General features: G+C 35.7%; 9 protein-coding genes. 8 read left to right on the top strand and 1 reads right to left on the bottom strand.

All coding sequences use genetic code 11. The features are described 5' to 3' along the window. The first annotated feature begins 15 nt into the window (after positions 1 to 15). From GM921_RS05330 to GM921_RS05300, 7 genes are all read left to right on the top strand, one after another. Positions 16 to 1,986: a RagB/SusD family nutrient uptake outer membrane protein gene (locus GM921_RS05330; RefSeq protein WP_235969781.1), complete on the top strand. Its 1,971-nt coding sequence runs from the start codon at positions 16 to 18 to the stop codon at positions 1,984 to 1,986. A gap of 24 nt (positions 1,987 to 2,010) precedes the next feature. Continuing rightward, positions 2,011 to 3,207: a DUF5000 domain-containing lipoprotein gene (locus GM921_RS05325; protein ID WP_182921562.1), complete on the top strand. Its 1,197-nt coding sequence runs from the start codon at positions 2,011 to 2,013 to the stop codon at positions 3,205 to 3,207. Positions 3,208 to 3,232: 25 nt separating this feature from the next. Next, positions 3,233 to 4,465: a DUF4998 domain-containing protein gene (locus tag GM921_RS05320; protein WP_182921561.1), complete on the top strand. Its 1,233-nt coding sequence runs from the start codon at positions 3,233 to 3,235 to the stop codon at positions 4,463 to 4,465. A gap of 183 nt (positions 4,466 to 4,648) precedes the next feature. Further along, complete coding sequence (locus GM921_RS05315) at positions 4,649 to 5,836, top strand: hypothetical protein (RefSeq protein WP_182921560.1); 1,188 nt, start codon at positions 4,649 to 4,651, stop codon at positions 5,834 to 5,836. 23 nt (positions 5,837 to 5,859) lie between these two features. Continuing rightward, positions 5,860 to 9,012 carry a glycoside hydrolase family 2 TIM barrel-domain containing protein gene (locus GM921_RS05310; RefSeq protein WP_182921559.1) on the top strand — a complete coding sequence of 1,051 codons (3,153 nt, stop codon included), beginning with the start codon at positions 5,860 to 5,862 and terminating at the stop codon, positions 9,010 to 9,012. Beyond that, the gene (locus GM921_RS05305; protein WP_182921558.1) at positions 8,990 to 9,847 is read left to right on the top strand and encodes a glycoside hydrolase family 16 protein; all 858 of its coding nucleotides are present in this window, start codon (positions 8,990 to 8,992) and stop codon (positions 9,845 to 9,847) included. Before GM921_RS05310 ends, GM921_RS05305 begins: the two co-directional genes overlap by 23 nt. A 1-nt stretch (position 9,848) precedes the next feature. Further along, complete coding sequence (locus GM921_RS05300; RefSeq protein ID WP_182921557.1) at positions 9,849 to 11,000, top strand: galactokinase; 1,152 nt, start codon at positions 9,849 to 9,851, stop codon at positions 10,998 to 11,000. Positions 11,001 to 11,007: 7 nt separating this feature from the next. Here the strand turns inward: GM921_RS05300 and GM921_RS05295 are convergent, their stop codons facing one another. Further along, a complete protein-coding gene (locus tag GM921_RS05295; RefSeq protein ID WP_182921556.1) occupies positions 11,008 to 11,988 on the bottom strand; it encodes an aldo/keto reductase in 981 nt (326 codons plus the stop codon). 123 nt (positions 11,989 to 12,111) lie between these two features. Between GM921_RS05295 and GM921_RS05290 the strand changes: the two genes are divergently transcribed. Further along, positions 12,112 to 14,694 carry an alpha-L-arabinofuranosidase C-terminal domain-containing protein gene (locus GM921_RS05290; protein ID WP_182921555.1) on the top strand — a complete coding sequence of 861 codons (2,583 nt, stop codon included), beginning with the start codon at positions 12,112 to 12,114 and terminating at the stop codon, positions 14,692 to 14,694. The last annotated feature ends 2 nt before the right edge of the window (positions 14,695 to 14,696 follow it).

The raw sequence follows: 14,696 nt of genomic DNA, 5'->3' as shown, positions 1-14,696 counted from the left end.
GTTAAAGAAAATAAAATGAAATTTAAAAATATAACAATCAATAAGATTAAAGGAAGTGTAAAAAGCATGGTAATCATTTCATGTTTTGCTACGACCTTATTCAATTTGTCTGCTTGTAAAAAATATTTGGACATTATACCAGATAATGTAGCGACAATTGATAATGCCTTTACCATGAGAACAGAGGCAGAAAAATACCTGTTCACTTGCTATTCGTTCTTGCCAAAAGATGGAGATCCAATTTTTAACGTGGGTAATCTATCTGGTGATGAGCTTTGGGTACCCACTCAAGAATGGGATTTTGTATCCTATGCATGGCGTGGAGCAAGAGGTGGCCAGAATGCAGCTAATCCTTACATGAATGCGTGGGATGGGAATTATCAAGGTGGTGGACCAGGTGATCTTTTTGGACTTTGGAAAGGAATTAGAAACTGTAACATTTTTTTAGAAAATGTGAAAGACGAAACCAAGGTTCGTGATTTAAGATCTGATGAGCGTGCGAGATGGATAGCAGAAGTTACTTTCTTAAAAGCATACTATCACTTTTATTTGCTTCGCATGTATGGACCTATTCCATTAGTTGATAAAAACATAGATATCAGTGCTCCAGAGGCTGATGTACGCGTGAAAAGAATGCCTTTTGATGAATGTGTTGCTTATATTTCTGGGCTTTTAGATGAAGCTGCGACTAACTTACCACCAATTATTACTGATAGAACAACAGAACTTGGTAGAATTACAAAACCTGTTGCACTTGCAGTAAAAGCTAAACTACTTTTAATGGCTGCAAGTCCGTTGTTTAATGGAAATTCAGACTATGTAGGTTTCAAAGATCACGATGGAGTGAGTTTATTTCCAGCAACTTTTAGTGCAGATAAGTGGAAGAAAGCTGCAGACGCTGCTAAAATTGCAATTGATGCTGCAGAACAAGCAGGATCAAAGCTATATGTTTTCCCTGGATCTACATTTAAACTATCTGATACTACAAATTTGCAATTGACTTTGCGTTCTGCAATTACCGAACGTTGGAATGTTGAACATGTTTGGGCAAACCCAAATAGTAGAGCAGATTTTTTACAACGTGTAGCCATGCCAAAATTAGCAGCTGGTGGTGGGAGTGGAGATGCAAGAATGCAATTGGCTGCACCATTAAAGATTGCTGAAATGTTTTATTCTAGCAATGGAGTTCCGATAAATGAAGACAAACTAATTAATTTTTCTAATAAATACACCTTAAGAACCGCACTTAAAAGTGAACGTTTCTTTGTCAAAGAAGGTTATGAAACTGCTCGCTTAAATTTTGATAGAGAACCTCGTTTCTATGCAGATTTAGGTTTTGATGGTGGAGTTTGGTATAAATATGATAGTCCTAGTAATTCTGATGAAAATACTTGGGTTGTAGAAGGAAAATATACTCAACTAGCTGGTGCTACACACGTAGGTTATTATAATGAAACCGGATATTATTTGAAGAAAGTAGTGGATTGGAACATGACAAATAGTTCTAATGGAGTTTCTTATCGTGATTATCCTTGGCCACAAATTCGTTTGGCAGATTTATATCTAATGTACGCAGAGGCATTAAATGAATCACAAGGGCCAGTTAATGATGTCTTTGAATATGTTGATCGTATTAGAAAACGTGCTGGCTTAAAAGGCGTAGTAGAATCATGGAACAGTTATTCTAATAATCCAAGTAAACCAACAACCAAAGAGGGTTTAAGAGAAATTATCCACCAAGAAAGAGGCATAGAAATGGCCTTTGAAGGTAGCCGTTACTGGGATTTGAAAAGATGGAAAAAAGCTGCAGACGCATTTAATCAACCTATTACAGGATGGAGTGTTTTTCAGGCCAATACTGCAGATTATTATAGACCTAGAACTATTTATACTCAAAACTTTGTGGCACCAAGAGATTATTTAGCGCCAATTAGAAACTACGATATAACTGTAAACCCTAAACTGGTTCAAAATCCAGGGTGGTAATCACTAACTAATTAAATTTTCTATATGAAAACAATTAAAATAAGTTTCTCACTAATGCTAGCTTTAATAGTTGCAATAGTGTCGAGTTGTAAGGTTGATAAAATCGAACCACTCGAAAAAAATACGAATGCGCCTGGCCCTATATCAAATGTAAATTTTACAGCTGGCCCTGGAAACGCAATCATAACTTACGCATTGCCAACCGATAAGGATTTGCTGTATATTAAAGCTGTTTATACTTTGGCAAGTGGTCGTGTGATGGAGGTTAAAGCTTCTTATTATGGTAACACTTTAACAGTAGAAGGCTTTGGTGATACAAATGAACATGAAGTAAAATTGTACGCTGTAAATCGAAGCGAGATAGCGTCTACACCAGTTTCTATTAAAGTAAAACCCTTAGAAAATTCAATTTGGGGTGTTTTTAGAAGCATGAAAGCCCTAGCAGATTTTGGCGGATTAAGATTTACTGCAACCAACCCAGCAAAAGCAGATTTGGCAATCGAAATATTAACTGAAGATAGCAAAGGTCGAATGATGCCAACTACTAAAAATATCTATACCTCAACAGTAGATATTGATCAGGCAATTCGTGGCTATGATCCAGTTCAACGGAAGTTTGCCATCACCATTAGAGATAGATGGTTAAATTATAGCGATACACTTTACACCACACTTATACCTTTATTTGAGGCTGAAATTCCTAAATCAGGTTATAAAGGTGTTACGTTACCTGGAGATGTTGCACTTCACCCTTCAACAGCATTAACTGGAATGTGGGATGAAGATCTATTAAATTGGCCAAGGGTAACAATGACTAGTTCGGCAGTATTAACACCACAATGGATTACATTCGATATCGGTAAACTTTCTGCACTAAGCCGTATTGTAATATGGGATTACCCAGAATATCTAAACGGACGTACCTATTTCTATGGCGGTAATTTATTAGATTTCGAGATTTGGGGAACCGATAACCCACCATCTGATGGAAGTTTTACCAATTGGACTAAGCTTGGAACATTTAAAGCTAAGAAACCTTCTGGTGCTGCCTATGGAGCAAATACAACAGAAGATATTGCTGCTGGCCAAGCTGGTTTAAACTATACGTTTGATGCAGGTATACCTAAGGTTAGGTATTTACGTATCAAGAGTTTAAAGAATTGGCAAGGAACAACATTTATGTCAATCGGCGAGCTTCAAGTATATGGTGATCCAAGATAATATAAACGCTTAAATGAATATTAAGATGAAAAATAATATTAAAAAATTAAACAAGGAACTGCTGTTTGCAACCTTGGCCATTCTATTGGTTGGCATCATATCGTCATGCGCTAAAATGGATGACTATAAAAAATTTACAAAAGGAGGGGAGATATCGTATACAGGTAAACTTGATTCAATTAAAATTAACTCTGGAAGATACCGCGTATTGTTAAATGGTTTGTTCCTTGCAGATCCAAAAGTTAAAAAATGTGTAATATATTGGAATAACAAAGTTGATTCTCTTGTGTTACCAGTTACAAGAACAGACAAAGTCGATACGCTTAAGATATTCATCAACAACATTACAGAGGGCGTACAGAATTTTGTCATTTATACGTATGATGCTGCTGGTAATAAATCAATTCCCGTTTATAAAACAGGAAGAGTTTATGGAGACAGATATCAATCTACTTTATCTAATAGAGGTATAAACTCTGCATTTACCAATGAAAGTGGTGTTTCTACAATAGAATGGGGTGGAATGGATAGAGTAAGTGGCGTATTTGCAACAGAAATGGTTTACACCGATAACGCAAACGCGGAGAAAACAGTTAGAATTCCTATTGATGTGAATAATTACACAATTCCCAATTTTAAAGAAAAGGGAACAATCAAATTCCGTACGTTGTTTTTGCCAGATTCATTAAGTGTTGATACCTTCTATACTGCATATGAAAATATGTATATCCCTAAATTTAGTAAAGTAGATATAACTTCTACTTACTTAAAGAATGTTGGACCTAATGTTACCTACTCTTCAATTAATAGTGCAAATAGATGGGGTATTTTAAATGATTGGATTACCAGTACTTCTGTTAAAAACGCGAGTGGTTTTGGTGGCTACGAAAAAAGGAGTAATGTTGGCTTTATTTCATTAGAAGCAGGTTGGGGACTACCAAATGTTACTGATGGTAAAATCTATCAAACTATAAATCTACCTGCTGGTAGTTATAGAATGGAAATTGTAATGAACGATTTCAATGCAGGCGGATCAAGATACATGTCTGTAGCTGAAGGTACTACGATACCAAATGTAGCTAGTATCACGAGTTCAAGCATTGCATTCTCAAACTTAGAAAGCAAAACACTTAACTTTAATTTAGATCAAGCTAAGCAAGTTTCACTCGGATTTGCTGCTACCTTAACTGGTACAAGCAGTACTGGTATGTATGCAAAAATAGCCTCGGTTAAACTCTATAAAATAACCTATCTATAAAATCAATTTTTTAACAATCTATAGGAGTTTAACATCCTATAGATTGTTTCAACGCACCAATCGTAAACCTTTTGTACCAAAACCAGGTAAAAAAAGAACTATGAAACGATTGTTCATCTCAATTGGTCCTAAAAACATATGAAAATTAATCACCTTATTTTAATAGTTTTTACAGTTCTGCTTATGAACTGTAAAAAGACAGATAAGCCAACTAATACAACGGTAGTTACTCCAGTTGTAAACAATGGTACAGCGCCAAAGGTACAAACAAACATCATTAAAAATATTACTACAATTACTGCACAAAGTGGTGGTACCGTTGTCGATAACGGTGGAAATACGGTTACTGAGCGTGGTATTGTACTCGGTTTAAACCCAGAACCAACTACAGCAAATACTAAAATCGGAACCGTTAGTGTTACAGGTGCTGGAGACTTTGTTAGTGAAATTAGTGCACTTAAGGCAGGGACAAAATATTATGTAAGAGCTTTTGCCGTGAATAAGAATGGAGTTGGTTATGGAAATGAAATTTCTTTTACAACTACCGCTATCGGCAATGCGAGTTTTAATATCACTCCGATGTTTATTGTTGGTGCTACACTTGCCACATGCGATGTTGATATTATTAACGATGGTGGAGATCAAGTTACCGAACGTGGTTTGGTTTACGGGCTCAATGAAAATCCAATCATAACTGATATCAAAGTTAAGCACAATAGTACTGGTGCAGGCAAATATAGGTTAATGATGAAAGGGCTTTTAGAACGGACAAATTATTATGTTCGTGGTTATGCCATTAATGCTAAAGGAGTAAGTTATAGCAGTAATATCACTTTTAAAACCATCCCAAAAGGAAATATTACTTATACTTTTAATAAAGCTACAAACCCAAATGCTGAACAGATTGCAGCATATGCTCGTTTGCAGGTAGCTGCAGATAGTGCTGCTTGGTACTTAAGCAATTATACTTCTGCTACAAAGCACGTTTACATAAATTATGTGGAAGGTACGCCAACTGCCGATGCAAATAATGAAGGTTGGATGCGTTTTGGCGTGAGTTCTAGCTATCAGAATTTAAGAACAATGCTACACGAAATGAATCATACGCTTGGTACAGGTACTACCAGTTGGTGGACAAGTAAAGTTGTTGGTGGTAAATTTCAAGGACAGTATACAAATGAACTGTTGAAAAAAATAAAAAATAGTACTACAGAACAATTAAGTGGTGATACTCAACATTGGTGGCCTTTTGGATTAAACCAAAATTCTGAAGTAACCTCTAGTTGGGATTATGTATACAACTGCATTTTAATAGAAGCCATGAGAAAAGACGGATTACCTACTGCTACAAGCGGCTCTTACAACCCTTAAATACACACACAAATTAATACACAATGAAGTTCAGAATACTGCTCCCTCTATCTTTAATAGCATTACTTTTTTCGACACGTATAGTGGCTCAGAATAACGATTGGGAAAATCCCCAATTAATAGATCTAGGCAAAGAAAAAGCACATGTAACGTTTATGCTTTTCGATTCGGAAAAAGATGTAATTCAAGACGATTACTCCAAATCATCCTATTATAAATCGTTAAATGGAACTTGGAAATTTAATTACGTAGATAAGCATGCAGATAGAGTTAAAGATTTTTATCGAACCGATTTAAATGATAATGGTTGGGCAAATTTAACAGTACCATCTAATTGGGAACTTAACGGTTTTGGTATTCCGATTTACACCAATATTACTTACCCACATCCTAAAACACCGCCTTTTATTGGTGATAATAATCCTGTGGGTACTTATAGAAGAACATTTAATGTTCCAGAAAACTGGGAAAGTAGAGAAACGTTACTTCATTTTGGTTCTATTTCTGGCTGTGCTTTTATTTATGTAAATGGAAAAAAGGTTGGGATGACGAAGGCTTCGAAATTACCTTCAGAATTTAACATCACTCCATTTCTTAAAAAAGGAAATAACCAATTAGCCGTTCAGGTATTTCGTTGGCACGATGGAAGTTATCTAGAAGATCAAGATTTTTGGCGTTTAAGTGGTATTGAGCGAGATGTTTATCTCTATTCAATGCCAAAACAAACGATATGGGACTTTTTCTTAAAGGGTGATTTAGATCAAACCTATACAAATGGAGTATTTAGTGCAGCAATTGATGTGCGAAAATTTAACAAAACAGCACTTTCTGGAGGTTCAGTTTTGGTTTCACTGATTGATAAAAACGGAAAAACAGTATTCCAAAAAACCCAAACCTTTACTGCCATTGCCGATTCTCTACATACCGTGAATATAAATGGCACGCTTAAAAACCCTTTAAAATGGAATGCCGAACAACCCAATTTATACGATTGTATCATCACATTAAAAGATAACAACGGAAAATCATTAGCCGTTACAGGTGCAAAAATCGGTTTCAGAAAGGTAGAAATTAAAAATGCACAATTATTAATTAATGGTGTAGAGGCTTCCGTACATGGGGTAAATAGACACGAACATGATGATGTAAATGGTCACACCACTACAAAGGAGTTAATGTTAAAAGACATTCGCTTAATGAAAGAATTTAATATCAACGCAGTGCGATTATCACATTACCCGAACGATCCACTTTGGTACAAATTATGTGATCAGTACGGTCTTTATTTAGTTGACGAAGCAAATATAGAAACCCACGGAATGGGAGCTGAGTGGCAAAGCTGGTTTGATAAAACCAAACACCCAGCTTATTTGCCAGAATGGGCTGCAGCACATGTAGACAGAACTGTTAGAATGGTAGAACGGGATAAAAATCACGCTTCGATTATCATCTGGTCGTTAGGAAATGAATCTGGTAATGGTCCAGTATTTCATGATAATTATAAATGGATTAAACAAAGAGATAATACCCGTCCAATACAGTTTGAACAAGCAGGAGAGGATTGGAATACCGATATCGTTTGTCCTATGTATCCAAGCATTGCTAACATGAAAAAATATGCTGCTGATACCACCAAAAAACGTCCATATATTATGTGTGAATATGCTCATGCGATGGGAAATAGCAATGGTAATTTTCAAGAATATTTTGATATTATAAGGAGCAGCAAACACATGCAAGGCGGTTTTATATGGGATTGGGTAGATCAAGGTATAAAAACTAAAGATGCCAATGGTAAAACGTTTTGGGCGTATGGTGGCGATTTAGGAGGTTTTTATTGGCAAAATGACGAAAATGGTGTTGCCGATGGTATGATTAGCTCCGATAGAACACCAGATCCAGGAGCTTATGAAATTAAAAAAGGTTATCAATATATTTTATTTGCAGATAAAGATGTTGCGAAAGGAAATATTACAATTGAAAACGTATATGATTTTACCAATTTAGATCAGTATGCATTTAAATGGGAAATTTTAAGCAACGGTAAAATTTTTAAAGAAGGTACATTCGATGTTAGTTTGGCGCCTCATTTAAAGAAAGAAGTAAAACTTAACTTACCAATGATTAAAGCATTGGAAGGCACAGAGTTTTACTTAAACGTTTATGCTTATAATAAAAATGCAACTGCCTTGCTTCCTGCAGGATTTGAAGTTGCAAAAGAACAATTTAAATATGCTGGAGATTTCTTTGCAAAGGCTTCAGAGAATAATGGAACACTTAAAGTGAATACACAGGGTTATAAATTAACATTTGATGCAGGTAATGTACATGGTGAATTTGATATCAAAGCAGGACGATTTACTCGCTATAACCAAAATGAAGGCGGTAGGTTGAACAGTTTTCCAGAACCTTATTTTTGGAGAGCTCCAACTGATAATGACTTTGGAAATGAAATGCCATCGAGATTAGGGATTTGGCGAGCAGCTCATGAAAACAGAAAACTAATTAGCGTTAATGTTGCAAAACAAGCAGATAGTGGACAATTTATTCGAGTTAAATACGAGTTAAGTAATGTAACTGTACCCTACACCGTAGATTATTTAATTACAGCTAATGGAGCAGTAAAAGTTACAGCTTCTATAGATATGACAGGTAGAGATTTACCAGAATTACCACGATTTGGTATGCGTACAGAATTACCACAGCAATATGATAATTTGACTTATTACGGTCGAGGTCCACACGAAAATTACAGTGATAGAAATTTTGGTTCTCTTATTGGCGTATACACCGACAAAGTAGAAAATCAATATTACAAAGGATACATCAGACCACAAGAAAGTGGGAATAAGACCGATGTAAGATGGTTAAGCTTAACAGACGAGCAAGGAAAAGGTATTAAAATTGAAGGTTTACAACCAATATCATTCACTGCTATTAATCACTCTACTGAAGATTTGGATCCAGGATTAACCAAAAAACAACAACATCCAACTGATCTTCCCGTAAGGAGAAATGTGTTCTTAAACATCGATCTTAAGCAACGTGGTGTTGGTGGCGACGATAGCTGGGGTGCTTATCCACATCGTCAATATCGATTGTTGGATAAAAAATACAGCTACAGTTATATCATAAAATTAGTAGATAAGGAGAATGTTGAAGTTGAGGCAAAATAGTTGTGTAATTTTTATACTAGGTTTAATTTGCTTGCAATCTTGTTATGCTCAAAACCAAAGGGGTGATAAGAAAATAGACTATAGTACCGAAGGTTATCAACTCGTTTGGGCTGATGAATTTGAACAAGATGGCATTCCAAATCCGAAAAATTGGACTTATGAGAAGGGATTTGTACGCAATGAAGAACTGCAATGGTATCAACCTGAAAATGCATTTTGTAAAGATGGATTGCTGATAATCGAAGCAAGAAAAGAGCAACGTGTAAATCCATTTTATGTAGAAGGAAGTAAAGATTGGCGTAAAAACAGAAGGAATATCGAATACACTAGTGCTTGCTTAATTAGCAGAGGATTGCAAAGTTGGCAATATGGACGTTTTGAAATGCGTGGAAAAATAGATATAAGTGCAGGGTTATGGCCTGCATTTTGGACCTTGGGCGAGAAGGGTGGATGGCCAGCAAATGGCGAAATAGATATTATGGAGTATTACAAAGGGAAAATTCTTTCAAATATCGCCTGTATGGGAAATAACCGTAAACCGAAATGGTTTAGTACTGCAAAAAAAGTTGATGCCGTTTGGGCTAAGCAATTTCATGTTTGGCGAATGGATTGGGATGTTGAAAATATTAGCCTTTTTGTGGATGATAGACTTTACCTAAAAGTGCCATTAAGCGAATTGCAAAATGAAGATCAACAAGGCTTAAATCCATTTAAACAGAAACACTATCTACTTTTTGACCTAGCTATTGGCGGATTAAATGGTGGTGATTTAGCAGAAACTAAGTTTCCAAATAGAATGGAAGTAGATTATGTAAGGGTTTATCAGAAAAAATAAGATGAATACCGAATCTATCAAATTAGCATTTATAAAACAGTTCAATCATGAACCCATCATCGTAAAAGCGCCAGGGAGAATTAATATTATTGGCGAACATACTGATTACAATGATGGATATGTAATGCCTGCAGCAATAAATAAAGCCATTTATGCAGCGGTTTCCAGACGAAGCGATAATGAAATTCATCTTTATGCTGAAAGTTATAGCGAAAGTGTTCAAACTACTATTTGTAATTTAATTAAATCTGAAAAAAGCTGGGCTAATTATATTCTTGGCGTTGCAGATCAATTGCAGAAATGGGGTTATAACATTGGTGGATTTAATCTTTATATTGATGGAGATGTACCTTTGGGTGCTGGTCTTTCATCATCAGCAGCTGTAGAATGTGCGACAGCTTATGCATTAATCGAACTTTTTTCTTTATCAGTTCCAAAATTAGATATCGCCAAAATTGCACAAAAAGCTGAACAAACTTTTGCGGGAGTTAACTGTGGAATTATGGATCAGTTTACTTCTGTTTTTGGGAAAAAAAATCATGCTTTGCTGCTCGATTGTAAAAGTATGAAGCACGAGTATATTCCACTAAAACTTGATGGATATACATTGGTTTTGTTGAATACAAATGTTAAACATGCTCTTGTTGATTCGGCCTATAACCGAAGGAGGCAGCAGTGTGAACAAGGGGTTGCTTGGGTAAAAGCAAAAGTGAGCAAAGTAAATACATTGCGTGATGTTGACTTGAAAATGCTTGATAAATATGTTAAACCGAAAGATATTGATGTGTATCAAAAATGCAGATTTGTAATAGAGGAAAACGATCGCGTACTTCAAGCAGCTGAACAATTGAAAAATGGCGATTTAAAAAACCTTGGTCTAGCGATGTTTCAAACCCATTATGGATTAAGTAGAGCCTATCGTGTAAGTTGTGAAGAACTCGATTTTTTAGTCGATTCTGTGAAAAAACTACCTTATGTGTTAGGAGCTAGGATGATGGGTGGAGGTTTTGGAGGTTGTACATTAAATATTGTAGCAACTAAAAAGGTCGAAGAGTTTATTGAAAAATTACAAAAAGCATATCAAAAAGAATTCCTCATAAAATTAGATGCATACGAGGTAGAAACAGGTGATGGAACGAAGTTGATTTTATAGATTTCTATTAAATTCTCAAAATATCTTCAACTTGTAAAAGTTCTTCAGCAGAAAATTCCAAGTTTTCCAATGTTTTGATTGAATCGGCCAACTGAGCTGCACTACTAGCTCCAACTAATACCGAGGTTACACATTTTTGTCGTAAAACCCAAGCTAAAGCCATTTGCGCCAAAGATTGATTACGAGTAATTGCAATTTCATTTAATCGATTAATTTGACTTAATTTTTCTGATGTAATTGCCGTTGTTTGAAGAAAACCAGTTGCTTTAGCAGCTCTCGAAGTTTCAGGAATGCCTTTTAAATATTTATTCGTTAACATTCCTTGCGCCAAAGGAGAAAAAGGAATACAGCCTACTTTTTCATCCTCCAGTGCCGAAAATAAGCCTTCTTCTGGGCTACGTTCAAACATTGAATATTTAGGCTGATGAATGATACAAGGCGTACCTAATTGCTTTAATATTCCGATAGCTTCTTTAGCTTCTTTTGGCTTATAATTAGAAAGACCAACATAAAGCGCTTTCCCTTGTCTTACGATAAGGTCTAATGCGCTCATCGTTTCTTCTAAAGGTGTATCAGGATCTGGTCTGTGGTGATAAAATATATCCACATACGAAATTCCCATTCGCTTTAAACTTTGATCTAAACTCGAAACTAAGTATTTTTTTGAACCCCAATCACCATAAGGGCCATCCCACATGGTATAGCCTGCTTTAGTTGAAATAATTAATTCATCTCGATGAGATTTTAAATCGGTAGCTAATAAATTTCCAAAATTTGTTTCGGCTGATCCAGGAGGTGGACCATAATTATTAGCCAAATCAAAATGTGTTATTCCACTATCAAATGCATGTAAAAGAATATCACGAAAATTAGATGGATCGTCTACATCCCCGAAATTATGCCATAAACCTAAAGAAATTGCAGGCAATTTTAAACCGCTATTTCCGCATCGGTTGTATTGCATATTTTGATACCTATTCGAATTCATCTTTTAAAAATTTGGAAGCCCAATATAATCATAATAGATAAGAGTTATATTTTTTCTAAAATAAGCGTTTGTTTAACGTTTATTTTTTTATTTTTGATTTAACCAAATACCCAGCTTAAACGTATGGCCAGAAAATTTATATTATTTGCAGTATGTATATTCTTACAAATTGGCAATATCGATGCAAGTACTATCAAATCTACAAACGAGCCTGATTCAGTTTATCTTTTTGCACATGGTGCTAATGGCTTACGTTTTGCCTGGAGTGTAGATAAACAAAATTATACCTCAATTGCTAACGGACACATTTATTTAAAGTGCGATTATGGAAGATGGGGGACTGAAAAAAAAATGTATGCCCCATACTTAATTCAAGGACGAAAGGGGCAATGGGTATGTGTATGGGAATTAAATAATCGTACGCCGCAATTTGCCTTGGCAACCTCAACCGATTTAGTGAACTGGGGTCCGCAAAGTTATCCGTATGTAAACCAAGGAAAAAATGTGTTACTACCAATTATAACCTATAATAAGGTTACAGACGACTATAAAGTAACCTACACCGATTCAGATGGTAAATACTTTCAAGTTGTCACAAAAGACTTTAAAAACTATACTAATGCTGTTGAAGTAAAGGTCTCTGAATACGCTAATGAAAGTATAAAAATTAATATCGGTGGAGATGCTAAAGGGAACCTGCAACGTGTGCCATGGACGATGATCACTAAACTTAAAAATGCCTACGAGGTTCAAAAATACAGATCCATATTAAGTAGTGAAACTACAAAAGAGGATGTAAATCGTTTTGCTGGATTGAAGAATGTAACTGCAAAAATTACACTGCAACCTAAAAAATCGAAACCAATTAGCACCCTCTTAACAGGTGTATTTTTCGAAGATATAAATTATGCAGCTGATGGTGGTTTATATGCCGAAATGATCCAAAACCGGGACTTTGAGTATAAAACAAGTGATAAAAGCGATAACGATAAAAACTGGAACAGTATGCATTCTTGGGCGTTAAAAGGAGAAAAAGCCTCAATTACTATCGATTCGCTTGCACCAATACATCCTAATAATTTGCATTATGCCGTAATTGAGACCAGATTGCCTGGTGCAGCTTTAATTAATGCTGGCTTTGATGGAATTGCGATTAAAAAGGGAGATTCCTACAATTTTTCGGCATTCTTGAAAAATTTTAAAGGGAAAGCTACAGAACTCGAAGTATGCTTAGTGAGCGATAAAATTGGCGTCATTGCCAAATCAAAACTCAAAATTTCTGTGCAAAACTGGAAACAATTAACCACACAATTAATTTCATCAGCCGATGCTGTAGATGCTAAACTAGAGATACGATTGATTAATGCAGGTAAAATTGCTTTCGATATGGTGTCTTTATTCCCTCAAAAAACATTTAATGGGCATAAAAATGGATTGAGGCCCGATCTTGCACAAGCAATTGCAGCTATTCATCCACGCTTTGTACGTTTTCCGGGTGGTTGTGTAGCACATGGTGATGGAATCGAGAATATTTATAAATGGAAAAATTCAATTGGACCTTTAGAATCCCGTAAGCCAGATCGCAACTTATGGGGCTATCATCAAACGATGGGATTGGGCTATTTCGAATATTTTCAGTTTTGTGAAGATATTGGTGCAGCACCTGTTCCGGTAATTGCTGCCGGAGTACCTTGTCAAAATTCATCAACTGGAGGCGGTGGTCAACAAGGTGGAATACCTATGGCCGAAATGGAGAAGTACATTCAAGATATTATCGACTTGGTTGAATATGCAAATGGACCAGTAACGTCTACTTGGGGAAAGAAACGAGCGGAAGCTGGCCATCCAAAACCTTTTAACCTTAAATATATTGGTATTGGCAACGAAGACCAGATTACTGAAGTATTTAAAGAAAGGTTTACTCTGATTTATCATGCTTTAAAGAAAGCGCATCCAGAAATAACAATAATAGGATCTGCAGGTCCATTCTTCGAAGGAACGGATTATGTAGAGGGCTGGAAAATTGCGTCCGATTTGCAGGTGCCACTAATCGATGAACATTATTATCAATCGCCCGGATGGTTCATTAATAATCAAGATTTTTACGATAATTACGACCGTAATAAATCTAAAATTTATTTGGGCGAATATGCTGCAAGCTTGCCCGGCGGCAATAAAACAAATTTAGAAACGGCATTGGCAGAAGCACTGTACTTAACTTCCTTAGAGCGAAACGGAGATGTAGTAAGCATGGCATCTTATGCACCATTAATCGCTAAAGTAGGTCATACCCAATGGAATCCGGATCTGATCTATTTTAATAACAGTGAAGTGATGCCAACCACTGGCTATTTTGTTCAACAGCTTTACGGGCAAAATGCTGGCGATACATATATTCCTTCACAAATAAACCTTTCTACTACGGAAGAAAATGTATCGAAACGAATTGCTTATTCCATTGTAAGAGATAGTAAAACCAATGATTTAATTATTAAACTAGTTAACCTACTTCCGGTAACTGTAAATACAAGCTTTAACTTTAATGAAATTGGTGTATTGAATGTAAAAGCAGCTAAAACAGTAATTACAGGAAATCCAGTTGATAAAAATACTAAGCCAATAGTATCAGAAATAAATATAAGTGCAGAAACTCCTCTCGATTTGCCTGCCTATTCATTTACAGTATTAAGATTAAAAACCAAATAGTT

This window comes from Pedobacter planticolens, from assembly GCF_014172375.1.
GTDB lineage: Bacteria > Bacteroidota > Bacteroidia > Sphingobacteriales > Sphingobacteriaceae > Pedobacter > Pedobacter planticolens.
This window is presented reverse-complemented; position numbering and strand designations above follow the sequence as displayed.